Genomic DNA, 22,716 nt, shown 5'->3' with positions numbered 1-22,716 from the left:
ATGAACATGCATTCGAAAGGACTCACCTTGCCTCTTCCCAACCCCATGGCCCTGCTGCGCGCGGGCGCGGCGACGCTGCTCGCGGCGGTCGGCCTGGCCGTCATGGCGCCCATGTCGAACGCCGGCACCTACCAGGTGATGTCGTTCATGCCCGGATGGTCCAACGCCGAAGGCTGGAGCGTCTCGAGCGACGCCCAGGGCCGCGGCTACGTCGGCGCGTCGATGTCGACGGCCGGGGCCGTCGGCACCTGGAACGTCGGCGGTGGCCGCACCGTGTTCATGGCGCCCGAGTACACGATGTTCTCGTTCGCGGCACCGGCCAACACCACGCTCAACCACATCGACTGGCTCCACGAGGTCGCCGGCTTGGGCGGCGGCGACTGGAACACGATCGGCCGCGACGCCTCGCGCAACTACTTCGTCGACGTGCCGGCCCACAACGGCGCCGGCTTCTACTCGGCGGACGTGAGCGGATCCTCGCTGCAGTTCCTGCTCCAGTGCGGCGGTCCGCACACGTGCGTGGCGAACGAGAACGCGTCCTACCGGATCAGCGGCGTCACGATGCGCCTCAACGACAACTACGCGCCGACGCACGGTTCGGTGAGCGGCGCGTTGACGTCCGCGGCGAAGCTGAGGGGGTCGGTGGGCGTGTCGTTCCCGGCGACGGACCTAGGCTCCGGGCTGTCGCTGGCGCGGATCTTCGACGGCGCGACCGAGGTGACCGACACCGTCGTCGACGGCAACGGCGGCCACTGCCGCGACCTCGACTCGCGCAAGTACGACCGCAACGTGCCGTGCCTGCTCTCGGCCACCGCCGCGGCGACGCTGGACACGTCGGCCTTGGCGGACGGCAACCACTCGCTGAAGGTCACGCTGGAAGATGCGGCGGGCAATTCGGTGCTGGTGTGGGGGCCGGAGACGAAGCTGGTGGCGAACCATCCGCCGGTGAACACGGCGGTTCCGGTGATCAGCAAAACAGACGCGAGCTTTGACGCTTTCTCGGCGCCGCACGCTGGAGTCGCGATGACCTTCCTGTCTGGCGGAGCGTGGACCGGCCCAAGTCTCGCGATGGCGTACGCCTGGCTCCGCTGTGACCGCGACGGTGGCAACTGCGCGCAGATCCCGGATGCCAGCACGCTCAGCTACACCCCGACGTCCGACGACGTCGGCCACACGTTGAAGCTCGCCAGCACGGCGACCAACGTCGCCGACTCCGTAACCGTCTACTCCGCCAAGTCGGGCGAGGTCACCGTGCCCAAGAGCGCCACCGAGGTCACCGACAAGCCGTCGACCGATCCTCCGGCTCCGACGCCGGTCGTGACCGTGCCGGCCCTTCCGACCACCACCACCACGACAACGACGACGACCAACAACAGCAGCACGTCCACGCACACGATCATCGGCCACGTCGTCGGCGAGGCGGCAGGCGTGGCATGCCCGGGCGAGAAGGCGACGCTGCGGTTCCAGCACGTCAGCGGCGGCCGGTTGAGCCTCGGCTTCGGCAAGGCGTCGATGGGCCAGCTCGAGCTGACCTGCACGACGACGGGCAAGCCGATCGCCGACGCCAAGCTCGAGATCGCCACCAAGACCGGCGGTCGCCCGGCCGTGGCCTCGGACGTCACGACCGACGGCGCCGGCCACGCGACGATCCGCCTCGCCCAGGGCGCGTCGCGCGGGATCACCGTCGGCTACCGCATGTACTCCGACGATGCGGTCGCGCGGGCCACCGCCACGCTGAAGGTGCTGGTCAAGGGGAAGGTCGCGCTGAAGGCCAACCGCAAGCACCTGCACAACCGCCAGGCCGTGACCCTGCGCGGCGCGCTGGCCGGCGGGCTGGTGCCGAAGCGCGGCGTCGCGCTGGCGGTCCAGTGGAAGGACGGCAAGCGCTGGCGCCCGTTCGCCCAGATCAAGACCGACAAGAACGGCCGCTTTTCGTACGGCTACCGGTTCACGCGGACCAACCGCGCGGTGGTCTATCGCCTGCGTGTGCAGATCGTCAGCGGGCAGGTCGACTACCCCTACGTGTCGGTCAGCTCCAAGCCGGTCAAGGTCACCGTTGGCCGCTAGCGCCACCGATGTCGCGGGCCGCCTCGGCGCCCCGCTCACCAGCGACGCGCGGCGGCGGGCGATGCCCGCCGCCGTGGGTTGCGGCGTGTCGGAAGCTCCGGGCTCCCATCCTCGCGCGACCTCGGCGGCGGGCCACGGCCGCCGGATCTTCCGCGCGCTCGGCTCGGGCCTGCTGCTCGCGCTCGCCGTCGCCTTCCCGGCCCATGCCGAGGAGGTCTTCACGGGCCAGGCGGCCGCGGCACGCGCGACCGACTCGACCTGGATCCCGGCACCGGCCCGACGGGCGGCGGTCTGCATCGTGGACACCGGCAACGACGTCACGCCCGACACCGCCAACGTGGTCGCTCGCTTCGCCACGGACGGCGGCACCGGCGCCGACCTCAACGCGGGCAAGCACGGCACGCTGATGGCGATGATCGCCTCGGCACCGCACGACGGGTTCGGGATGGTCGGGGCCGCGCCGTCGATCGACGTCGTGTCGGTGCGCGCCTCCAGCGACGGCACGTCCTTCGGGGGCTTCGACGTCCAGGCCGCGGTGCAGACCTGCATGGCCAAGCGCGCGGCCTACAACATCAAGGTCGTCTCGCTGAGCCTGGGCGGCGACATCGGCGGCATCGCCGCCAACACCACCCAGCGCAACGCGTTCCAGGACATGATCGACAACGCGCGGCTCCACGGCCTCAACGTCGTCGCGGCGGCCGGCAACGGCGCGACCGGCACGGTCGACTGGCCCGCGGGCTACCCGCCGGCGTTCGCCGTCGGCGCCGCCGCCAACGACGGCGCTCGGTGCGGGTTCGCCTCGTGGGGGCCGGAGCTGGATCTGTGGGCGCCCGGCTGTCCGCTCGACGTCGCGCGCCCGGACGCGACCGGCAACGCCGCATGGGCCAGCGGCTCCAGCGAGGCGACGGCGTTCGTCGCCGGGATCCTCACGCAGTTGCGCGGTCTCGATCCGGGCCTGGGGGTGGACGCCGCCGAGCAGGTCGTGAGGGCCAACGCGCGGTCCACCGCGGCCGGGCCGTATCTCGACGTGGCGGCGGCCTTCACGGGTGCCGGCTTCGCTCCCCAGCTCGCCGCCGGGCACGACGCGGTGCCGGCGCCGATCGTCACCACGCCGTCCACGGCGTCTCTGGAGGCGCACGCGCCCACGACGGTCATCGATGCGCCGGCGCCTGAGGCGGCGCCGCCGTCGTCCATCCCCGAGCCGGCGCGCATCGTCCCGAGCGATGGGCAGCAGCGTTCTCGGCTCGGCAGGCCGGTCGTCCGTTCGTTGACCGTTCGCCGCGGCACGTTGACCCTCGTGCTCAAGGGCAAGCCGAAGGGGATCGAAGCACGGGTCGAGGTGTATGCCCGCAAGCGGGGCGGGGTCTTCCCGACGCTCGCTCGCTCGGTGCGTATTCGTGCGGACCATCTGCGCACTCGGGTCTCGGGAACGCTAAATCAGGTGTCGATCATCTACCGTGATCCAACCGGGGTGCGGGAAGCGTCGGCGCCGTTGATCGTCCATCCGAGGACGTAGGGCCTTCCCTCGCCGACCGCTCGAATGCTGGTGCGTCTTGGACATCTGACTGCGTTGATCACCGCCGTGTCGCTGGCGGCGGTCAGCGCTGCGTCCGGCCAACCCCGTCCCGTGCCCGGCGACGTCGGTCCGCTCGTCGCCGGCGGCGGGTTCGTCATCCAGTCCTGCGGTGAGACGGGATCGGCCGAAGGGTGGAGCGAGACCACCAACAACAACCCGACGGCGCTGGCGTCCGGCGTCGATTGTCCGCCGTCGAGACTCGTCCCTGGCGGGGCGGCGAACGAGTTCCAACAGGCGGGCCTTTGGATAAGCGATCGCTTGGGCGACGTGGGCGGCACCGACGCGGCGCCAGGCGATCGTGCTGAGCTTTCTTTCTCGCCGCTTGCCGGCACGGTCGTGTCGCGTGTCCGCTGGTGGCGATCGGTGTACAAGCAACTCGAAGACCATTGGCAGCCGTACACAGCCGTGGGCGCGAGTAACGCGATCATCGACTCGTGTGACTTTGCGGCGGGTCACCACGTGTGCGGTGTCGGTGGGACCGATTGGTATCCGAACGACGGCAATTTCGGGAACGACGTTCTGGCCTACACCGACCTCCAGAACCTCTCGACCAACAAGGTCATCGCCGGCGTCTACTGCCGGCCCAACCCCGACAACGTCTGCATCGGCGGCGCCACGGTCACCTACGCGGAGGTGATGATCTTCAGCGCGTTCCTCACGATCGCCGACCCGACCGCGCCGTCCATCGGGACCCCGACCGGTGACGGGTGGACGACCGCCGGCTGGTCGCAGGGCACGCTGCCGCTCGCGGTCGCGTCGAACGATCTCACCGGCATCGCCGCCACGCGGGTCTACGCCGATGGCTCGCTCGTCGCGACGCTGCAGCGCGGTTGCAGCTACACGCGACCGCGGCCGTGCACGGATGAGCCGACGGGAGCGGTCGGGCTGCCGACGGCGGGGCTCGCCGATGGCGCGCACACGATCGTCCTCAGCGTCGAGGATGCCGCGGGCAACACCACGACCGTGCAGCGCGGTGCGCCGTTGCTGGTCGACAACGCCGCGCCCGCTCCGCCGGTGAGCCTCGCGTCTCCGCGCGCTGCGGCCGACGTCAACAGCTTCTCGGCGACGTGGTCGCTGCCCGCGGACGCCGGCTCGCCGATCGACCAGGCGCAGTACCAGGTCTGCCAGGACGGGATCTGCGGCGCGACGCAGGTGGCAGCGTCGCTCACCGGGCTCGGCGACATCACCCTGCCGCACGCGGGCGCGGCGACGCTGCGCGTCTGGCTGCGCGACGCGCTGGGCCACGCGGACCCCGCGACCGCGGCGACGATCCCGCTCGCCTACACGCCGCCGCCCACCGTCGATCCGCCGCCGGCTTGCGCCTGCGTCCCGACGCCACCGATCACGCCTCCGCCAGGCATGACACCGCCCCCGCCGCCGGCGATCAAGAAGAGCAGCCCCACGCTGAAGCTCACGACGCTGCGCCGCGTCGGCCGCAAGATCAGCGTCGGCGGCAGCGTGTCGAGCAAGGCGTCCGGCAAGGTCACGATCCGCTACCGCGCCCGGATCCACGGCCGGACGCACACGCTGACCAAGCGCGTCGCGATCCGCCGTCGCGCGTTCAGGACGACGCTGACCCTGACGCCCGGCTACGCCGCGCAGCGGGCGGCGACCGTGACGATCAGCTACGCGGGCGACGCCGACACGACACCTCAGAGCCGCACGGCCAAAGTACGCACGCGCGCGTAAGAACCACACGCGGCGGACGACTTCGCCGCCGGGAAATCATCGCAACGTGCAGGAAGATCCCAAACGCGCGAGAACAAAGGGGGTTTTGCCGTCCGATGGGGGTCGTACCTTGGCGCCGTCCAGTACCTCGAGTGCCCGGAGCTTCCATGGCCCTCTGCTTCATCGAACCTCACGACGCGATTCGCGTCATCGCAGAGTCCGTCGGCCGCGAGGCCCGGCGGCAGCTGCTCGGCGAGCTCGTGCGGGCGTGGGTGGATGAGATCCCCGAGCGCGAGCTGGATACCCACTACGCCAAGGCCGTCGCCGACCTCGACGAGCACGACCTCTCGATGCTCGCCGCGTGGCACGCATCGCTGGAGGTCGGCCAGCCGATCGCCAACCGCGACTTCCTCATGAACGTCTTCCCGACCCTCGGCGAGAACCGCCGCGAGGCCCTGAAGATCGCCGCGGGCTTCCGCGGCGAAGAGGCGTTCGAGGCCGGCGTCGCCGAGGAGCAGGCCCTCGAGACCGTGCTGCCGCGCCTGTCGCGCGAGCGCTCGATGGAGCTCGCGCAGGAATGCGTCGAGCTCTACCTCTGGGACCGCCTCGGCAGCGACAACTAACGCCACGCGCCGCGCCCTGGGCCCGCGCCACGCGCCGCGCCCTGGGCCTGCGCCGCCGCACGCTACGCGCGCCGTGGGCCAGGCCGGAGCGCGTGCAGGCGGCCCCGCCCCGCCTACGCCTCCACGCGCCGGAGCACGTCGTAGCGGCCCACGCCGCTGCGGCCCTCCATGCGCCAGGTGAAGAAGGCGGTGTCCAGCCTCAGCCGGCCGAGGTCGAGGGTCGTTCCGCACGACACCTCGCCGGCGATGCGGCGGGCGTAAGGGGACTCGTCGGTCTCGTACAGCTCGAGGCCGGCGTGGCGCTGGCGGCCTTCGCTGTCGTAGGTCGTCGAGATCCGGGGGTCGGCGACCACGACCGACACGGGCTCGTCGGTCTCGCCGTCGCGGCCCAGCAGCACGGCGTGGATCGCCTCGTCGGCGTGCGACGACGCCTTGGCCGGGCGGACGGCGGTGAGCGTGACGCCGGCATCGCCGTCCAGCCAGACGCCGAGCGTGCGCGCCACGCCGAGCTTGTCCCAATCCGGCGCGCCCCAGGAATGGCCGCGCTGGCCACGGCCCGCGAACGTCCGCTCGACGCCGTCGATCGTCACGCGACCGGTGACCTTCACGAGCTGGTCGTAGCCCTGCATCCCGCCGAGCTTCGCGGTGGGGGCGTCGGCATCCAGCTCGGCCGGCGCGGACACGGCCTCCAAGTCCAACAGGAACGCGTGCTGCCCGTCCTCGTCGTCGAAGTGCATCCGCCACGCGCGCAGCGGGTCGACGACCTCGGTCCAGACGCCGGCGGCCTCGGCGCGACCCCAGCCGAGGCCCTCGCCGGCCGGGACACCACCCTCGGCGCGGACCGCGATCGGCGACCCGCCCGCGAACAGGACTGCGAGCCCGCTCGTCACGATCGACCCGTCGTCGCCCAGGGCGCGGCCGATCCGCGCGACGCCGCAGATGTCGGCGGCGTCGTCGCTGAACGCCACGGTGACGGCGTCGCTGTGGCCCGCGGCGAGGTCGCGCGGCGCCTCGGTGTCGACGGTGACGGTCAAGGAAGCCTCCGGGGGTCGATCTCGGTTGCGGTGCCCTCGACGTCGAACTCGCCGCCGTCGCCGCCGCCGCCCGATGACGGCCGCCGGCGGAACTGCGGGCTCGGCGCGTCGGCGAGGATGCGGAACGTGAACCGGCGGATCAGCACGCGCCGGATGATCGCGCGCGTCGGCGGGATCAGGAGCACCGCGCCGACGATGTCGCTGCAGAACCCGGGCGTGAGCAGGAACGCTCCGCCGAAGATGACCAGCACGCCGTCGAGGACCTCGCGCGCCGGCATCCGCCCCTCCGACAGGGCGATCTGGAAGCGCCGCCAGGCCGCGCGGCCCTGCGACTTCATCAACAACGAGCCGAGGATCGAGTCGGCGATCAGCAGGGCGATCGTCCACCACGCGCCGATGGCCTGCCCGACCTGGATGATCACGTAGATCTCCAGGATCGGCACGACCACGAAGATGGCGAGCAGCAGCAGGAAGGGCATCCGGGACCGAAGGCTACGCGGTCACGGGACGCGCCCGCGCGCACGGCCGGCGAGGGCGCGGCGGGGCGAACCCCGCGGCCGGCTCAGGCCGGCGCCGGTGCGAGCTCCAGGATCACGTTCGGCAGTCGGTGCAGGCCGACCACCTCGATGAGACGCTGGATCTGCGGCTGGGCGCCGCGGATGCGGAGGAGGCCGCCGGCCTGGCGCAGGCGCCGCGCGACCATGGCCAGGTCGACCATCAACGAGGGGTCGGCGAAGACCAGCTCGTGAAGGTCGACGAGGACCGTTCCACCGGCGTGCAGCGCTCGGGACAGCGCGGGCCTCCGCAGGCTTTGAGTGGACCGGTCCTCGTCCCCTACACAGCAGATCACCGGGGGGTGTTCGCTGTAGGAGACGATGGCGTCGCCAACCTACCCAGGCGCGGAGCTAGACTCAAGGGCAATGCCCTCCGTCGAGGATGTAGAAGCCGCTCTCACCAACGTGATCGATCCCGAGCTCGGTCTCGACTTCGTCGAGCTCGGCCTCATCTACGGGATCGAAGTCTCGACCGGCGACGTGCACGTCACGTTCTCGCTGACGTCGCCCGGCTGCCCGATCGGGCCCCAGGTCTCCGAGCAGATCGAGGAGTTCGTGACCGAGCTCGACGGTGTGACGTCCGTCGAGTCCACGATGACGTTCAGCCCGCCCTGGACGCCGGACCGGATGTCCGAGGACGCGAAGTTCGCGCTGGGCTACTAGCCCGGCTTCTTCACAAGGTCTTATGCGATCGGCGCTCGCAGCCGCGGCGGCGATCGGGGCTTCGCTCATGGCGGCGGCGCCCGCGGTCGCCCATGCGGCGAGCGCCCCGGGCGACACCACCGGTCGCCTCCTGGTCACCGTCAAGGCGCCGTCGCCGGGCAAGGCGCAGGCCTCGGCCGTCCACGCCATCGCGGCGAGCGCCGGCGCCCGGTCTGCCGCGGTCACGGTGCCGCAGCTGCGGCTCGCCGCCCTCGCCCCGGCCAAGGGCGCGTCGCTGGCCGCCCTCGCGCGGCGGCTCCGCGCCGACCCCCGCGTCGCCTCGGTGCGCCCCGAGCGGCGCTTCACGCTGCGCTACGTCCCCAGCGACCCGGCCTTCACCGCTCCCGAGCGCGGCGAGGCCGGCACGACCGTCGAGTGGTGGGCGGCCCGCGAGAACCTGACCGCCGCCTGGGACCTCGCCCGCGGCGACGGCGCGAAGGTCGCGGTCATCGACACCGGCGTCGACGGCGCGCATCCCGAGCTCGCCGGCAAGATCATCGCGTCCGCCGACTTCGACGACACCTTGGGCGACGGCCCGCCGACCGTCGACGAGGACGGCCACGGCACGCACGTCGCGTCGCTCGCCTGCGCGCAGCACGACAACGGCGCCGGCATCGCGGGCGCCGGCCTGGGCTGCGGCCTCCTGATCGCCAAGAGCGACCTCTCCGAGGGCAGCGTCGCCCAGGCGCTCATCTGGGCCGCCGACAACGGCGCCGAGGCCATCAACATGAGCTTCGGCACCGACGGTCGCTTCGCCGCCGCGCCCGCGATCGTCCAGGCCCTCCAGTACGCCGCCGGCAAGGGCGCGGTGCTCGTCGCCGCGGCCGCCGACGACCCCGTCCAGGAGCAGGGCGACCCCGCCAACGTGCTCCAGCCGACCAACTCCGGTTCGGACATCAACCAGAACTTCGGCCTCTCGGTCACGGCCGCCAGCGCCCAGGACAAGCGCGCGACGTTCGCCGGCCGCGGCACGCAGGTCTCGATGGCGGCCTACGGCACCTACGGGCCGGGCGGGCAGACCGGCCTGCTCGGCGCCTTCCCCGCCCAGACGACCAACCTCGAGCGCGGCGACGCCGCCAAGAAGATCGACCCCTGCCGCTGCCGCACGACCCTCAACGGCGACAACCGCTATGCCTACCTGCCCGGCACGTCGATGAGCGCGCCGCAGGTCGCGGCCGTCGCCGCGCTGATGCGCCACCTCAACCCGGACCTGCCGCCAACCGACGTGGTGCGCATCCTCAAGCAGACCGCGAGCCGCCCGCCCGACGTCGCGTGGACGCCGGAGCTCGGCTGGGGGATCCTGGACGCGGGCGCCGCGGTGGCCGCCGCCCGCTCGGTCGACGCGCACGCGCCGAGCTCGCAGCTGCAGCACCCGAAGGTCACCGGCCGCTCGATCCTGCTGCGCTGGCGCGGGGCCGACGACGCGGTCGCCGGTGTCGTCGCCTCCGGCATCGACCACTTCGAGATCTGGCGCGCGCTCCCCGGCCGCGCCGCCCGCAAGATCAAGACGACGCGCGCGCACTCGATGCGCCTGCGCGGCCGCCACGGCGGGCGCTACAGCTTCTACACGATCGCCGTCGACCACGCGGGCAACCGCGAGCCGCCGCCGGCGAGGGCCGACGCCAGCGTGCGCGTCGCCCGCCGCTAGAGGTCCCTACCGGGCGGTCGTCGGAGCCGGCGCCGCGGCGCCGTGCCCGTTCGCGGAGCCGTTGACGCTCGCGTCGCCGCGCCCCGCGCCGCCCCGGCGGCGCGCCAGGGCGAGGAGCTCGGCCAGCGCCGCCTCGATGCCGTCCCCGATCCGGTCCAGGTCGGGCAGCGCGTCGTAGTCGCCCAGCAGGCCGAAGTTCATCTGGCCGTTGTAGGACATGATCGCCACCGCGAGCCCGTGGCCCTTGGGCAGGAACGCGACCGGGAAGACGTCGTGCATCTCGCGGCCGCGCACGTACAGCGGCAGCTGCGGCCCCGGCACGTTGGTGACGATGAGGTTGAACAGCCGCGTCGAGAAGTTCAGCCGCGAGGCCTGCGCCAGGACCGTCGGCGGCGCGAAGGACTGCGCACCGGTCAGGACCTCGGCGCCGACTGCCTGCTTGGACTCCTTCAGCCCGTCCATCGCCGCCTTGACCGCGCGCAGCCGCGCGATCGGGTCGGCGATGTAGACCGGCAGCGGCCCGCGCATGACCGTGATGCGGTTGCCCAGCGAGCCGCGCTCGTCGCTGCTGCGCGTCGACACCGGGACCAGCGCCCGCAGCTCCAGGCCCTCGGTCCGGACCCCGCGCGAGTGCAGCCAGTCGCGCAGCGCGCCGGTCACGACGGTCAGGACCACGTCGTTGACCGTCCCGCCGAACGCGTTCTTGACCTCCTTGAAGTCCGTCAGCCGGTTGCGCACCACGCGGTAGCGCCGGTGCGGCCCGATCTCGACGTTCAGCGGCGTCGGCGGCGCCGGGTTCAGCCCCGCCCACGCGACCTCGCCGAGCCCCTGGCCGGCCTCGCTCAGCGCGCGCAGCGACGCCGACGGGTTGCGCGCCAGCGACACGGCGCCCGCGACCCCGCCGGCCACCACGCGCGCCAGCCCGAGCGCGCCGCCGGCGACGAGCTCCGCGCCCGTCGGCTCGACGTGCGGCTGCCACGGCTCGTCGGGATGGGGCGGCGCGACCGGCACGGGGGAGAGGTCGAACATCACGGTCGCCAGGTCGACGCCGCTGATGCCGTCGACCATCGCGTGATGGGTCTTGGAGACCACGGCGAACCCGCCGTCGTCGAGCCCTTCGACGATCCACATCTCCCACAGCGGCTTGGACCGGTCCAACTGCTGGGACATGATCCGCGCGGTCAGCCGCATGAGCTGGTCCTCGGCGCCCGGCGCCGGCAGCGCGGTCTGGCGCACGTGGTACTCGAGGTTGAACGTGGGGTCGTCGACCCACAGCGGCCGCCCGGTCTCCAGCGGCGGCTGCGCGAGCCGCTGGCGGTAGCGCGGCACGAGGTGCAGCCGCGTCCGGATGTGGTCGAGCATCTCCTCGTAGCCCGGCGCGGGCCCCTCGCAGATGACGATGCCGCCGATGTGCATGTGCGACGCAGGTCCCTCCTGCGCCAGGAAGGAGGCGTCGACCGCCGTCAGTCGATCCAGATGCTGCTGTGCCATCCCATGCTCCCCCGATTCACGTCGTGATCGCCACCCTACTCCGGGATCGCGAGCGGTGCAGGGGATTCAGCCGGCTCTCCCACCCGGTCTGGCGGGTACCGTGCCGGGTCGCAGATGGCCGACCAGCAAGAGCCGCAACCCACCGACGACGACTCCGGCGGTCGCCTCTCCGTGAAGCTGCTGGTCTTCGCGCTCGTCGGCCAGCTGATCCTCTTCGGCGGGCTGATCGCGCTGACCCTCCACGGCTTCCCGTTCCTCGGTGGGGGCGGCGACTCCGACGCGGACAAGCCGATCACGACGACCGTCCGGCCCGGCACCGTGCCCAGGGCGACGGCTCACCGCTTCGACGCCGACAAGGCGATGGCGATCGCGAAGATGCAGGTCGACGCCGGCACGCGCCCCGCGGGCTCGGAGACGCTGCGCGCCGTCGCCGAGAAGCTGAAGGCGCAGCTGCCCAACGGGCGCTTCGAGCCGATCCAGGGAACCGGTCCCACCCACCCTCTGCGCAACATCGTCGGCGACCTGCCGGGCCCGGGGCCGGTGATCGTCATCGGGGCCCACTACGACACCGAGTACCACCCCAAGGGCTTCGTCGGCGCCAACGACGCGGCGGCCGCGGTGGGCACGGTCGTCGAGCTGGCCGCCGCGCTCAAGGGCGTCACGCGCAGCGCGATCAGCCCCGGCATCCGCTTCGTCCTCTTCGACGGCGAGGAGGAGCCGCACCCGACCGACGACTTCTACCGCGACGCGCTGCGCGGCTCCAAGGCCTACGTCCAGCTGCATGCGGAGGAGGTCCGGGCGATGGTCCTGCTCGACTACATGGGCAACAAGGGCGTCCGCCTCCCGCGCGAGGGCTCGTCGACGCAGTCGCTGTGGCAGCAGGTGCGCGACGCGGCCGGGCAGGTCGGGGTCCAGGCGATCTTCCCCGACAAGGCCGAGACCGCGATCTTCGACGACCACACGCCGTTCCTGCGCGCCAGCATCCCGGCCGTCGACCTCATCGACTGGTCCTACAAGTACAAGGACACCGTCGACGACACCTACGACAAGCTGTCGGTCGACAGCGTCGACGCGGTGGGGGAGACGATCGTGCAGCTGATCAAGGACTGGCCGGGGAACGCTGGCCCAGAGGGCCAGGCTCCCTAGCGGGTGTTCGCCCAGGGGGCGAACCCGCGGTCTGGCCTTCGGGGCGCTCTACACTGGCCGCGAATGGCCGCCACCGTCGAGAAGCTCCTCCTGGCGGCCCCGCGCGGGTACTGCGCAGGGGTCGACCGTGCCGTGCAGACCGTCGAGCGTGCGCTGGAGCTCTACGGCGCGCCCGTCTACGTCCGCAAGGAGATCGTCCACAACAAGCACGTCGTGGAGCAGCTGCGCGCGCGCGGGGCGATCTTCGTCGACGAGCTGGACGACACCGTCCCCGCCGGCGCGACCACCGTCTTCTCCGCCCACGGCGTCTCGCCGGCCGTCCACGCCGACGCCGCGGAGCGCCAGCTCAACACGATCGACGCGACCTGCCCGCTGGTGACCAAGGTCCACCGCGAGGCGGTCAAGTTCGCCTCCGAGGGCTACACGATCGTCCTCATCGGCCACGCCGGCCACGAGGAGGTCGAGGGCACGATGGGCGAGGCGCCCGAGCACATCGTCCTGGTCGAGACCGAGGACGACGTCGACGCGCTCACCGTCGCCGACCCCGACAAGATCGCCTACATCTCGCAGACCACGCTGAGCGTCGACGAGACCCGCGCGATCATCAACCGCCTGCGCGAGAAGTTCCCGGCGATCACCGGGCCGCGCACGGATGACATCTGCTACGCCACCACCAACCGCCAGGCGGCGGTCAAGCAGATGGCCGCGCACTGCGACCTGCTGCTGGTGATCGGCTCCAAGAACTCGTCGAACTCCAACCGCCTCGTGCAGGTCACGCGCGAGCTCGGGACCGATGCGCACCTGATCGACGACGTCTCCGAGATCGACGAGGCGTGGCTCGAGGGCCGCACGGTCGTCGGCATCTCGTCGGGCGCCAGCGCGCCGGAGGAGCTCGTCCAGCGCCTCGTCGACTTCTTCCGCGAGCGCGGGACCGAGCAGGTCGAGGAGTTCCAGGTCGTCCAGGAGGACGTCCGCTTCATGCTCCCCAAGGCCATCCGCCAGGCGATGGCCGCCGCGCAGCCCGCCTGAAACTTCGGTTGAGCAGGGCGTTCCGGCCTCAAGTGGCGTCGCCGTGCGGCCGACGACTCGGTGTGGAATGTCCCTCCGCACTCCGATCGTGGGCGTGATCAGCCACGCCGCCCTCGCCATCGCCGGCCTCGTCGCCGCGGTGGCCTTCTCGGCCTGGCCGGTGGCCACCGCGTGCTTCGCCGCGGCCGCCGCCGTCGCGCTGCTGCGCGCCCGCCGCGCCGAGCGCGGGGCGAGCGAGTGGCGCCGCGCGTCCCAGCACGATCCGCTGACGGGCGTCGGCAACTACCGCAAGCTCCACGAGACGCTGCACGCGCAGACCGCGCAGGACCCGCAGCGCTTCGCCCTGCTGACGCTCGACGTCGACCGCTTCAAGGAGATCAACGAGGCGCACGGCCATCTGGAGGGCGATCGCCTGCTCCAGGAGGTCGGCCGGATCTTGGTCGAGAACGTCCGCGGCAGCGACGTGGTCGCCCGCCAGGGCGGCGACGAGTTCTCCGTGCTGCTGCCCGAGGCCGACGTCGACGGCGCGACGATGCTCGCCCAGCGCATCGAAGAGGCGCTGGGCACGATCGAGGCGGCCGACCACGCGCCGGTCCGCGCGTCGATCGGCGTCGCGATCTTCCCGCAGGACGGCGCCACGCCGGACGACCTGCTCGAGAAGGCCGACCTCGACCTCCGCCGCACCAAGGAACGACGCCGTGCGGCCCTCCTGCTGGCCGACGCCGACGCGCCCGCGAGCGTGGACGGTACGGTCGCCGCATGGGCGACCCCGACGACCGCGGCCTGAACCTCCGCGACCACGAGGCGCGCAACCGCGCCGACTGGAACGCCAACGCCGGCGACTGGGTCGCCGGCGCCGAGCGCGACTGGGACCCAGGCACCCAGCCGCACTGGGGCATCTGGCGCATCCCCGAGCACGACCTGCGCGCGCTGCCCCAGGACGTCGACCTCGACGGCGCCGACGTCGTCGAGCTCGGCTGCGGCACCGCCTACTGGTCGGCGTGGCTGGCCCGCGCCGGCGCGCGCCCGGTCGGCGTCGACCTGGCCGAGAACCAGCTGGCGACCGCGCGGGCGATGCAGGCCAGGCACGGCGTGGACTTCCCGCTGATCCACGCCTCGGCCGAGCGCGTCCCACTGCCCGACGCGGGCTTCGACCTCGCCTTCAGCGAGTACGGCGCGTCGCTGTGGGCCGACCCGTACGCGTGGATCCCGGAGGCGCACCGGCTGCTGCGTCCCGGAGGCAGGTTGGTGTTCTTGACCAACAGCGTGCTCGCGCTGCTGGTCGCGCCGCCGACCGACGTCCCGATCGGCACCGAGCTGGTGCGCCCCCAGCGCGGCCTGCGCCGTGTCGAGTCCGACGACGACCCGAGCGTCGAGTTCCACCTGTCCCACAGCGACATGATGGCCTTGCTGCGCGAGACGGGCTTCGAGGACGTCGGCCTGCGCGAGCTGTACACGCCGCCCGGCGGCGACCCCGACGAGGTGCGCTTCTACGTCGCGCGCGGCTGGTCGCAGCAGTGGCCGTGCGAGGAGATCTGGACCGCGCGCAAGGCCGCGGCCTGACGGCGCGTCACGCGTCGTCGGCCATGCCGGCCTCGTAGGCGCGCAGCGTGTCGACGACCACGCGGCGCTCGGCGGCGCTCGGCGGCGGTCAGCGGCTTGGTGGGCGAGCTGCACCGCAAGGGCGTGCTGGAGCGCGTCGAGGACGAGGCCGACCGCCGCCGGCGGACCGTCAGCCTCGCCGCGGCCCAGCGGCCGGCGATCGAGACGTGGCTCGCCCGCGGCGCCGGCGCGTGGCGCGCCGCCCTGGACGGCTCATCGCCCCGACGCCACGGCGCCCGCGATCATCCACCACCTGACCGAGTCCGTGGTCGGCGTCTACGGCGACTGGGCGCGCGAGGTGGCCGTCGTCGACCTCTTCGGCGTGCCCGCCCGGCGTCGGCGGCGAGCCGGTCTAGAGCTGGCGCTTGAGGCGCTCCAGGCGCGTGTCCCACTGGCCGCCGGCCGCGACCATCCAGGCCATCGCGCCGGCGAGCGGCTCGGGCGTGAGGCGGTAGCGCGTCTCGCGGCCCGCGTGCTCGGCGGAGGCGAGGCCCGCGTCGCGCAGCTGCGCCAGGTGCTTGGCGATCGCCTGGCGGCTGACCGGCAGCTCGCCGGCCAGCGCGGACGCGGTCAGCCCCGGCTGGGCGGCCAGCATGCGCACGACCTCGCGCCGGGTCGGGTCGGCGAGGGCGGCGAAGACGGGTCCGGGATCGCGGTCGGCCACGTCGATCACGCGAAGGCCATCTGCGGCCCGCGCGCGGCGCTCAGCGCGCCGATCGACTGCGCGGCCGCGATGCGCAGCGCCACGAGCGGCAGCTCGACGACGACCATGCGCGTGCGGCGGCCCTCGCCGTCGGCGTCGCCGTCCGCGTCGTCGAGCGTCAGCTCCACGAGCGTCGGGTCGCCGCCGGGCGCGCACCAGGACAGGGCGACGCGCCGGCCGTCCTCGACCTCTTCGATCGTGACGAGCCGCTCCTCGCCGTTCTCGGTCACGGTGCCGCGCGCGCCGGGCTCGACCGCGTCGAGGTCGACGTCGTCGGCCAGCCAGGTCGCTAGGCCCTCGGGCTCGGCGACGAGTGCCCAGACCGCGTCGCGGGGTGCGTCGAGGACGGTCTCGCGCCGGACGGCGCCGATCTCTTCGTGCAACTCCATGGTTGCGGATGCTATCGTGCTCGCCAACGTGCAACCAAACGGTTGCAGAAAGGAGACCCACCCCATGCCCCTCGTCCCCATGGTCGTCGAGCAGTCCCCGCGCGGCGAGCGCTCGTTCGACATCTACTCCCGGCTCCTCAACGACCGCGTCGTGTTCCTCGGCAGCGTGATCGACGCTGAGATCGCCAACCTCGTCGTCGCCCAGCTGCTGCACCTGGAGGCCGACGACCCCGACAAGGACATCAACGTGTACGTCAACTCCCCGGGCGGCGACGCCTACGCGGCGCTCGCGATGTACGACGCGATGCAGTTCGTGGCCTGCGACGTCGCGACGATCTGCTGCGGCATCGCGATGTCCGGCGGTTCGCTCGTCCTGGCCGGCGGGGCGGAGGGCAAGCGCATGGCGCTGCCCAACGCGCGGATCCTCATCCACCAGCCGCACGGCTCCTACCAGGGGCAGACGACCGACATGGAGATCCACGCGCGCGAGGCGATCGCCCTGCGCACGCGCTACGAGGAGATCTACGCCCACCACACCGGCCAGGACCAGTCGCGGGTCAAGGCCGACATCGAGCGCGACCGCTACTTCACCGCGCAGGAGGCTACGGGCTACGGCCTCATCGACCGCGTCATCGCCAACCGCCGCGAGGCGTTCGCGCACCGCAAGGCGGCCGGCCTGGCCTGACCCCTCGCTCCCCGGAGGGCAGGCGAACCCGGCCCGCCCGCCCGGTAGCCTCGCGGCCGCATGCGCACGCTCGTCGTCTCCGACCTCCACCTCGGCGGCCGCACGGGCGTCGACGTGCTGCGCCACGACCCGGCCGCGCTCGCGGCGCTGACCGCGGCGCTGGACGGCGTCGACCGCCTCGTCCTGCTCGGCGACACGCTGGAGCTCCGCCACGGCCCCGCGCGCGACGCGCTGGCGGCCGCTCAGCCGGTGATCGAGGCCGTCGGCGCCGCGCTGGCGCCGGAGGCGTCCGTCGTCCTGGTCCCCGGCAACCACGACTACGCGCTGGCCGCGCAGTGGCTCGACGCGCGCGCCAAGCCGCTCGGGCTGGAGGCGACCGTCAAGCCGCAGACGGCCTCGCCGCTGGCGCGCCACGTCGCGCGGTGGCTCGGGGCGCCGGAGCGCGTCGTCGACGTGTCCTATCCCGGCATCTGGCTGCGCGACGACGTCTGGGCGACCCATGGCCATTACCTCGATCCGCACGGCACCGTGCCCACGTTCGAGCGCCTCGCGGCCGGCGTGATGAGCCGGATGGTCGACCCGGTGCCCGAGCCGACCGCGACCGCCGAGGACTACGAGCGCATCGTCGCGCCGCTTTACGCGTGGATCCACGCCTCGGCGCAGCGCGCCGGCGACGGGCGCGTCGGGGCGGGCGCCGGCCGCGCGGGCAAGGCCTACACCATGCTCCAGGGCGGCGACGGCCACCGCCCGGTCCGGGTGCGGCTGCTCACCGCCGCGTTCCCGATCGGGATCCGCGGCGTCAACCTGCTGGGCATCGGCCCCGTGAGCAGCGACCTGTCCGGCGACGCGCTGCGCCGCAACGCGATCGACGCGATGGGCCAGGTCGTCGCGCGCCTCGGCGTCGGCGCCGAGCACGTCGTCTTCGGCCACAGCCACCGCACCGGGCCGCTGCCGGCCGACGACGTCACCGAGTGGCGCACGCCGTCGGGCGCCTGGCTGCACAACAGCGGCAGCTGGGTCGACGAGCCGTCGTTCACCGGCGCGGACGGCATGCACAGCCCGTATTGGCCGGGCGGCGCCGTGCTCGTCGAGGACGACGGCCCGCCGCGGCTGCTGCGCCTGCTGACCGACTAGCTCGCGTCGGCGGGCGCGAGGCCCGGGGTGAAGCAGACCGCGTGGCAGAGGACGCCGGCGCCGACCTCGAGCTCGAGCACGCCGGCCTCGTGGTGGTCGTGGGCGACGAGCAGCTGCGCGCCGGCGTCGTCGACCGCGTGTGTGGCGCCGTTGACCACGATCTCGCCCTCGCCCTCGAGCACCGCCCACACCGCGCCCGCCTCATAGGGCCCGGAGTAGGGACCCTCGACGTCGGCGGTCGGCACGACGATCCGCGCGTCCGGGTCGTCCTCGGGATGGACGTAGGGCAGCGGCGCGGCGCCCTCGATGCCGAGCAGCTCCTGGATCGCCGCCTCGGTCTCGTGGTAGCCGCCCTCGCCGAAGTGGACCTCGAACAGCCGCAGGTCCTGGTTGAACAGGTAGCGCGACGGCCAGCCCTGGTTCTCGTAGATCTGCCAGAGCTGCAGGTCGGTGTCGAGCAGGACCGGATGCTCGATGCCCAGGCGCTCGACGGCGGCCGCGACGACCTCGGGGTCGCGCCCGGGCGGGAAGCCCGGCGCATGCACCGAGATGACGCGTAGGCCGGCCTCGGCGTAGCGCTCGTGCCACGCCTTCAGGTAGGGCAGCGTGCGCAGCGACGCGGGGCGGCAGAAGTCCCAGAACTCCAGCAGCACCGGGCGCCCGCGCTGCTTGTCCATCCGCAGCGTCGCGACGTTGAGCCACTTGAGGCTCGCCGGGAACATCGGGGCGGCGATCGTGTCGGTCGGGACGCGCAAAGCGCCGGCGACGGTAGCAGCGCCCGCGATTTGTTTGCACGGGACCGCAACTCTCGCGCACTCCAGGTTCTGGATAAGCTGCGCTCCCGTCCCGCGAATCTCTTGGAGGAGAAGCTTTGCGCAAGGTCTCTCTCGTCGTGGCCGCCCTGGCCGCGATGCTCTGTCTCACCGCTGTCGCCCTCGCCGGTACCAACCAGTACTCGGTCACTGGCAAGATCGCCAGCGGCGGCACGAAGTCGAAGCCGAAGGAAGTCGGCGTCCAGTTCAACTACACGATCAAGGCCGACGACGGCACGCTGACCAACCCGGTCAAGACGTACAAGATCCACTTCCAGGGTCTGAAGTCGTCGCCGAAGTACGTCGCCAACGGCAAGTACTGCTCGGCCGCCACGATCAACAAGGCCAGCTCGGACTCCGGCTGCTCGTCCAAGACGCACGTCGGCACGGGCGAGGTCAAGGCCTTCGTCGGCGCCGCCGGCCAGGCGATCGACCCGGGCAACAAGTGCAACCTGAAGCTCGACATCTACGCGGGCAGCGCGAAGAGCCTCGCGCTCTACCTGCACGGCCAGTCGCCTGACTGCATCGCCCCGATCTCCCAGGCGATCGACGCCAAGCTGACCACCGACAGCACCGGCGGCGCGCTGACCTTCACGGTCCCGCCCGTCCTGCTGCACCCGGTCACCGGCCTGGACTCGGGCATCACGCAGGTCACCTCGACGATCAAGAAGATCGGCAAGGGCAAGAAGGCGCTGTTCTACTCGGACGGCACGGGCTGCAAGTCCGGCAGCAAGCGCCAGGTCGAAGTGACGTTCACCGACGAGGGCGGCACCGCCTCGAAGACGTCCGCTGCGGCTGGCAACTGCTGATCTGACGCATCGCACGTCGGACGGCATCACGCTGTCCCGCAGTTCTCGAGGGGCGGACCGAAAGGTCCGCCCCTCGACGTTTCTGGGGACCCCTGAGCTGGACGGATGTCCTAAGGACGCCAAGGGCCGCGGCCGAGGAGGGTAGGCGCGTCCCGTAGTTCCCAGCAGGAGGAGAAGGCAGCGTGCGCACCATCCGCGTGCTGGCCGTGACCGCGCTCGCGGTGCTCGGCCTGACGGCCCTTGCCGTCGCGCAGTCCACGACGACGTTCACCGTCGGCGGCACCGTGTCGGTCCACGGCGGCACGAAGGCCAAGCCCAAGCCCGGCGGCCTGAGCTTCACGTTCGACGTCGCCGACCCGTCCGGCAACCAGTCCCCGCCGGTGCAGACGTACTCGATCATGTACGAGGGCGGGCGGCTGAACACCGGCCTGATCCCGGGCTGCTCGGCCGACAAGATCAACACCCCGGCGACGCCGACGCCCGACGTCTGCCCGAAGGGCTCGAAGATGGGCGCGGGCCGGCTCGACGCGCTGATCGGCGCGGCCGGCCAGCCGGCGTCCTCGGCCTCGCCGTGCCAGGCGACGCTCGAGCTCTACAACGGCGGCAAGGGGCACGCGACGCTGTTCGTCAGCTCCGAGCTGGCCACGTGCCCGGTCGCGCTGCGCCAGGCGATCGACATGCAGTACGTGACCAAGGGCGAGTTCGCCGGCCTGCGGTTCACGGTGCCCGAGATGCTGCGCCACCAGGTCGGCCTCGACATCACGGTCGTCCACGCCGAGGCGACGCTCAACCGGATCGTCGTCAAGAAGGGCAAGAAGAAGGTCGGCTACATCGAGTCGACGGGCTGCAAGGACGCCGACCGCGACCTCGTCGTGACGTTCACCGACGAGACCGGCGCGTCGTTCCCGGCCCAGAAGACGCTCGGCCGGTGCTGACGCCGGCGGCGCGCGGCGCCGTGGCGCCCGCGCACGTCTGAAGGTCGCCTGCACAAACCGCGGCGCCCGCCCCGCTGCGACGGGGCGGGCGCCGGTCCCCTAGGTTGTTGCGCATGTCCTCTCGCGCCCGCATCGGGATCGTCGTCGGAGCCGTCGTGGTCCTCGTCGTCGCGCTGATCGTCGCCAGCAGCGGCGGCGACGACGACAAGTCCAAGGACAGCGGCTCCCCGACCTCCAACACCGTCACCGTCAAGGACGCCAAGCCCGTCGGCGGCGTGCAGAAGCTGCGGTTCGCCAAGGGCGGGACCATCCACTTCACGGTCAAGTCCGACACGACCGACGAGATCCACTTCCACGGCTACGACGTCCACCAGGACGTCAAGGCCGGCGGCCAGGTCACGTTCGACGTGCCGGCGACGATCGAAGGGCGCTTCGTGGTCGAGCTCGAGGACCACAAGACCCAGATCGCCGAAGTCGAGGTCGACCCGTCGTGATCGTGGTGCGTCGCCGCGCGGGCCTGCTCGCGAGCGCCTCCGCGCTGGCGCTCGCGCTTCCGGCCAGCGCCTCGGCCCACGGCCTGGTCGGCAAGCAGGACCTGCCGATCCCGCGCTGGCTGTTCGCGTGGGCGGCGGCGGTCGTGCTCGTCGCGTCGTTCGTCGGCCTTGCGGTGCTGTGGGCGACGCCGCGGCTGCAGGACGTGACCGAGCGCCGGCGCTTCGACGTCCCGCTGGCGCTGGAGATCCTGGCCGGCGCGCTCGGCGTCGCGTTCTTCGTGTACTGCATGTACGCCGGCTTCGCCGGCACGCAGGCCGCCACGGCCAACATCCTGCCGACGGTCATCTACGTCTACTTCTGGGTCGTGATCCCGTTCGTCAGCGTCGTCTTCGGCGACGTCTTCCGCGCGATCAACCCGTGGCTGGCGGTCGGCAAGGCGACCGGCTGGCTCGCCCAGCGCACGGGCATGGCCGACGGCATCGACCCGCTGCCCTACCCGAAGTGGCTGGGGCGCTGGCCGGCGGTGATCGGCGTGCTGGTCTTCGCCTGGGTCGAGCTCGTCTACTCCAACAAGGACGATCCGTCGACGCTGGCGATCATGGCGCTGGCCTACGCGGCGACGCAGCTGGTCGGGATGAGCCTGTACGGCGTCGAGGCGTGGTCCAAGCGCGGCGACGCGTTCGGCGTCTACTTCGGGATGTTCGCCCGGATCTCGCCGCTGCACTGGCGCGACGGCGGCCTGGCCACGCGCCCCGTGCTCGCCGGCTGCCCGAAGCTCGCGCCGGTCGCCGGCACGGTCGCGCTGCTGTGCGTGATGATCGGGACGACGAGCTTCGACGGCTTCTCGCAGGGCACGACGTGGAACTCGATCGTGCCGCACCTGCAGGACTTCTTCGGCAGCCTCGGCCTCAACGCCGAGCACGCGCTGGAGGCGGCCGGGACCGTCGGCATCGTCGTGATGTGCTGCCTGATCGGCGGGCTGTACCGGCTGGGCGTCATGGGCATGCACACGGTCGGCCGGCGGCTGCCGACCGACGAGCTGTCGCGCCAGTTCGCCCACACGCTGATCCCGATCGCGTTCGCCTACGTGCTGGCCCACTACTTCTCGCTGGTCGCCTACCAGGGCCAGGCGATCGTGCCGCTGCTCTCCGACCCGCTCGGCCAGGGCCACGACTACTTCGGCGGCGCGCAGACGACCATCAACTACACGTGGATCAGCGCGACCGGCATCTGGTACGTCCAGGTCGCCGCGCTCGTGCTCGGGCACGTCGCCGGGTTGACGCTCGCGCACGACCGCGCCCTCGCGCTGTTCCAGAAGGCGCGCGACGCGACACGGTCCCAGTACTGGATGCTGGCGGTCATGGTCTGCTTCACGAGCCTCGGCCTCTGGCTGCTGTCGGCGGCGGCGCAGCAGTGATGGCCGCCGCGCTGATCCTCGCCCACGCGGGGCACTGGTTCGCGGGCCTGCTGTACCTGGCGCCGGTGCTGATCGTCGTCGGCGCGCTGCTCTACCAGAGCTGGAAGGACAAGCGCGAGGGCCCCGACGAGGACGGGGAGCCGGAGCCGGACATCACCACGTAGGCCGTCCGGCCCGCGGGGTAGGACCGTGGAGCC

Annotated in this window: 24 protein-coding genes; 17 read left to right on the top strand and 7 right to left on the bottom strand. The window is 72.3% G+C overall.

Annotated elements, in window-relative coordinates:
- The first annotated feature begins 45 nt into the window (after positions 1-45).
- The 4 genes from DSM104299_RS21975 to DSM104299_RS21960 all read left to right on the top strand — a co-directional run bounded on the left by DSM104299_RS21975 (position 46) and on the right by DSM104299_RS21960 (position 5,934).
- Positions 46-2,067, top strand: coding sequence for a hypothetical protein (locus DSM104299_RS21975; protein ID WP_272473800.1), 2,022 nt, complete (start codon positions 46-48; stop codon positions 2,065-2,067).
- Positions 2,068-2,152: 85 nt separating this feature from the next.
- Positions 2,153-3,583, top strand: a complete 1,431-nt coding sequence (locus DSM104299_RS21970; RefSeq protein WP_272473799.1) for a S8 family peptidase — start codon at positions 2,153-2,155, stop codon at positions 3,581-3,583.
- A gap of 54 nt (positions 3,584-3,637) precedes the next feature.
- Positions 3,638-5,332, top strand: coding sequence for an Ig-like domain-containing protein (locus DSM104299_RS21965; RefSeq protein WP_272473798.1), 1,695 nt, complete (start codon positions 3,638-3,640; stop codon positions 5,330-5,332).
- Between the two features lie 146 nt (positions 5,333-5,478).
- The gene (locus DSM104299_RS21960; protein WP_027005982.1) at positions 5,479-5,934 is read left to right on the top strand and encodes a hypothetical protein; all 456 of its coding nucleotides are present in this window, start codon (positions 5,479-5,481) and stop codon (positions 5,932-5,934) included.
- Positions 5,935-6,047: 113 nt separating this feature from the next.
- Here the strand turns inward: DSM104299_RS21960 and DSM104299_RS21955 are convergent, their stop codons facing one another.
- The 3 genes from DSM104299_RS21955 to DSM104299_RS21945 form a co-directional block, all read right to left on the bottom strand.
- Entirely contained in the window at positions 6,048-6,968 is a 921-nt protein-coding gene (locus tag DSM104299_RS21955; RefSeq protein ID WP_272473797.1) for a DUF7064 domain-containing protein, read from the bottom strand.
- Positions 6,965-7,447, bottom strand: a complete 483-nt coding sequence (locus tag DSM104299_RS21950) for an FxsA family protein (protein WP_272473796.1) — start codon at positions 7,445-7,447, stop codon at positions 6,965-6,967. Before DSM104299_RS21950 ends, DSM104299_RS21955 begins: the two co-directional genes overlap by 4 nt.
- A gap of 83 nt (positions 7,448-7,530) precedes the next feature.
- Positions 7,531-7,818 carry an STAS domain-containing protein gene (locus tag DSM104299_RS21945; protein WP_272473795.1) on the bottom strand — a complete coding sequence of 96 codons (288 nt, stop codon included), beginning with the start codon at positions 7,816-7,818 and terminating at the stop codon, positions 7,531-7,533.
- Positions 7,819-7,888: 70 nt separating this feature from the next.
- Between DSM104299_RS21945 and DSM104299_RS21940 the strand changes: the two genes are divergently transcribed.
- Positions 7,889-8,185 carry a metal-sulfur cluster assembly factor gene (locus DSM104299_RS21940; protein ID WP_272473794.1) on the top strand — a complete coding sequence of 99 codons (297 nt, stop codon included), beginning with the start codon at positions 7,889-7,891 and terminating at the stop codon, positions 8,183-8,185.
- A gap of 67 nt (positions 8,186-8,252) precedes the next feature.
- Positions 8,253-9,872 carry a S8 family peptidase gene (locus DSM104299_RS21935; RefSeq protein WP_272473793.1) on the top strand — a complete coding sequence of 540 codons (1,620 nt, stop codon included), beginning with the start codon at positions 8,253-8,255 and terminating at the stop codon, positions 9,870-9,872.
- 6 nt (positions 9,873-9,878) lie between these two features.
- Here DSM104299_RS21935 and DSM104299_RS21930 read toward each other — a convergent pair whose 3' ends face one another.
- Complete coding sequence (locus DSM104299_RS21930) at positions 9,879-11,363, bottom strand: WS/DGAT/MGAT family O-acyltransferase (RefSeq protein WP_272473792.1); 1,485 nt, start codon at positions 11,361-11,363, stop codon at positions 9,879-9,881.
- 114 nt (positions 11,364-11,477) lie between these two features.
- On the opposite strand from DSM104299_RS21930, the gene DSM104299_RS21925 reads away from it, so the two are divergent.
- The 4 genes from DSM104299_RS21925 to DSM104299_RS21910 all read left to right on the top strand — a co-directional run bounded on the left by DSM104299_RS21925 (position 11,478) and on the right by DSM104299_RS21910 (position 15,101).
- Positions 11,478-12,509, top strand: a complete 1,032-nt coding sequence (locus DSM104299_RS21925) for a M28 family metallopeptidase (RefSeq protein ID WP_272473791.1) — start codon at positions 11,478-11,480, stop codon at positions 12,507-12,509.
- A 63-nt stretch (positions 12,510-12,572) separates the two neighbouring features.
- Positions 12,573-13,538: a 4-hydroxy-3-methylbut-2-enyl diphosphate reductase gene (locus DSM104299_RS21920; RefSeq protein WP_272473790.1), complete on the top strand. Its 966-nt coding sequence runs from the start codon at positions 12,573-12,575 to the stop codon at positions 13,536-13,538.
- Between the two features lie 67 nt (positions 13,539-13,605).
- The gene (locus DSM104299_RS21915; protein ID WP_272473789.1) at positions 13,606-14,325 is read left to right on the top strand and encodes a GGDEF domain-containing protein; all 720 of its coding nucleotides are present in this window, start codon (positions 13,606-13,608) and stop codon (positions 14,323-14,325) included.
- Entirely contained in the window at positions 14,298-15,101 is an 804-nt protein-coding gene (locus DSM104299_RS21910) for a class I SAM-dependent methyltransferase (protein ID WP_272473788.1), read from the top strand. Before DSM104299_RS21915 ends, DSM104299_RS21910 begins: the two co-directional genes overlap by 28 nt.
- Positions 15,102-15,492: 391 nt before the next feature.
- On the opposite strand, the gene DSM104299_RS21905 is transcribed toward DSM104299_RS21910, so the two are convergent.
- Positions 15,493-15,813: an ArsR/SmtB family transcription factor gene (locus DSM104299_RS21905; protein WP_272473787.1), complete on the bottom strand. Its 321-nt coding sequence runs from the start codon at positions 15,811-15,813 to the stop codon at positions 15,493-15,495.
- A complete protein-coding gene (locus DSM104299_RS21900; protein ID WP_272473786.1) occupies positions 15,810-16,232 on the bottom strand; it encodes an SRPBCC domain-containing protein in 423 nt (140 codons plus the stop codon). Before DSM104299_RS21900 ends, DSM104299_RS21905 begins: the two co-directional genes overlap by 4 nt.
- A 64-nt stretch (positions 16,233-16,296) precedes the next feature.
- Between DSM104299_RS21900 and DSM104299_RS21895 the strand changes: the two genes are divergently transcribed.
- Together DSM104299_RS21895 and DSM104299_RS21890 are read left to right on the top strand one after the other, a co-directional pair.
- Positions 16,297-16,917, top strand: a complete 621-nt coding sequence (locus DSM104299_RS21895; RefSeq protein WP_272473785.1) for an ATP-dependent Clp protease proteolytic subunit — start codon at positions 16,297-16,299, stop codon at positions 16,915-16,917.
- Between the two features lie 60 nt (positions 16,918-16,977).
- Positions 16,978-18,051, top strand: a complete 1,074-nt coding sequence (locus DSM104299_RS21890; RefSeq protein ID WP_272473784.1) for a metallophosphoesterase — start codon at positions 16,978-16,980, stop codon at positions 18,049-18,051.
- Here DSM104299_RS21890 and DSM104299_RS21885 read toward each other — a convergent pair.
- On the bottom strand, positions 18,048-18,806 hold the full coding sequence (locus DSM104299_RS21885) for a thioredoxin domain-containing protein (protein WP_272473783.1): 759 nt from the start codon (positions 18,804-18,806) through the stop codon (positions 18,048-18,050). The two genes, DSM104299_RS21890 and DSM104299_RS21885, sit on opposite strands and share 4 nt — an antisense overlap.
- A 116-nt stretch (positions 18,807-18,922) precedes the next feature.
- On the opposite strand from DSM104299_RS21885, the gene DSM104299_RS21880 reads away from it, so the two are divergent.
- From DSM104299_RS21880 to DSM104299_RS21860, 5 genes are all read left to right on the top strand, one after another.
- Positions 18,923-19,672: a hypothetical protein gene (locus tag DSM104299_RS21880; protein ID WP_272473782.1), complete on the top strand. Its 750-nt coding sequence runs from the start codon at positions 18,923-18,925 to the stop codon at positions 19,670-19,672.
- Positions 19,673-19,854: 182 nt separating this feature from the next.
- Entirely contained in the window at positions 19,855-20,607 is a 753-nt protein-coding gene (locus tag DSM104299_RS21875; protein WP_272473781.1) for a hypothetical protein, read from the top strand.
- A 113-nt stretch (positions 20,608-20,720) separates the two neighbouring features.
- Positions 20,721-21,101 (top strand): hypothetical protein, encoded by a 381-nt coding sequence (locus DSM104299_RS21870; protein WP_272473780.1) that lies wholly within the window; start codon positions 20,721-20,723, stop codon positions 21,099-21,101.
- Entirely contained in the window at positions 21,098-22,519 is a 1,422-nt protein-coding gene (locus DSM104299_RS21865; RefSeq protein ID WP_272473779.1) for a hypothetical protein, read from the top strand. Before DSM104299_RS21870 ends, DSM104299_RS21865 begins: the two co-directional genes overlap by 4 nt.
- The gene (locus tag DSM104299_RS21860) at positions 22,519-22,683 is read left to right on the top strand and encodes a hypothetical protein (protein WP_272473778.1); all 165 of its coding nucleotides are present in this window, start codon (positions 22,519-22,521) and stop codon (positions 22,681-22,683) included. Before DSM104299_RS21865 ends, DSM104299_RS21860 begins: the two co-directional genes overlap by 1 nt.
- Positions 22,684-22,716 lie beyond the last annotated feature (33 nt).

This window comes from Baekduia alba (genome assembly GCF_028416635.1).
Lineage (GTDB): Bacteria > Actinomycetota > Thermoleophilia > Solirubrobacterales > Solirubrobacteraceae > Baekduia > Baekduia alba.
Note: the sequence above shows the minus strand (reverse complement) of the source record. Positions and strands in the feature narration are given on the sequence as shown.

What these genes read in the sequence shown, in the direction of transcription:
- DSM104299_RS21975 (WP_272473800.1), top strand. Translation starts at nt 46, where the DNA reads ATGGCCCTGCTGCGCGCGGGCGCGGCGACGCTGCTCGCGGCGGTCGGC.
- DSM104299_RS21960 (WP_027005982.1), top strand. Translation starts at nt 5,479, where the DNA reads ATGGCCCTCTGCTTCATCGAACCTCACGACGCGATTCGCGTCATCGCA.
- DSM104299_RS21950 (WP_272473796.1), bottom strand. Translation starts at nt 7,447, where the DNA reads ATGCCCTTCCTGCTGCTGCTCGCCATCTTCGTGGTCGTGCCGATCCTG.
- DSM104299_RS21940 (WP_272473794.1), top strand. Translation starts at nt 7,889, where the DNA reads ATGCCCTCCGTCGAGGATGTAGAAGCCGCTCTCACCAACGTGATCGAT.
- DSM104299_RS21935 (WP_272473793.1), top strand. Translation starts at nt 8,253, where the DNA reads ATGGCGGCGGCGCCCGCGGTCGCCCATGCGGCGAGCGCCCCGGGCGAC.
- DSM104299_RS21930 (WP_272473792.1), bottom strand. Translation starts at nt 11,363, where the DNA reads ATGGCACAGCAGCATCTGGATCGACTGACGGCGGTCGACGCCTCCTTC.
- DSM104299_RS21925 (WP_272473791.1), top strand. Translation starts at nt 11,478, where the DNA reads ATGGCCGACCAGCAAGAGCCGCAACCCACCGACGACGACTCCGGCGGT.
- DSM104299_RS21920 (WP_272473790.1), top strand. Translation starts at nt 12,573, where the DNA reads ATGGCCGCCACCGTCGAGAAGCTCCTCCTGGCGGCCCCGCGCGGGTAC.
- DSM104299_RS21915 (WP_272473789.1), top strand. Translation starts at nt 13,606, where the DNA reads ATGTCCCTCCGCACTCCGATCGTGGGCGTGATCAGCCACGCCGCCCTC.
- DSM104299_RS21910 (WP_272473788.1), top strand. Translation starts at nt 14,298, where the DNA reads ATGGGCGACCCCGACGACCGCGGCCTGAACCTCCGCGACCACGAGGCG.
- DSM104299_RS21900 (WP_272473786.1), bottom strand. Translation starts at nt 16,232, where the DNA reads ATGGAGTTGCACGAAGAGATCGGCGCCGTCCGGCGCGAGACCGTCCTC.
- DSM104299_RS21895 (WP_272473785.1), top strand. Translation starts at nt 16,297, where the DNA reads ATGCCCCTCGTCCCCATGGTCGTCGAGCAGTCCCCGCGCGGCGAGCGC.
- DSM104299_RS21890 (WP_272473784.1), top strand. Translation starts at nt 16,978, where the DNA reads ATGCGCACGCTCGTCGTCTCCGACCTCCACCTCGGCGGCCGCACGGGC.
- DSM104299_RS21870 (WP_272473780.1), top strand. Translation starts at nt 20,721, where the DNA reads ATGTCCTCTCGCGCCCGCATCGGGATCGTCGTCGGAGCCGTCGTGGTC.
- DSM104299_RS21860 (WP_272473778.1), top strand. Translation starts at nt 22,519, where the DNA reads ATGGCCGCCGCGCTGATCCTCGCCCACGCGGGGCACTGGTTCGCGGGC.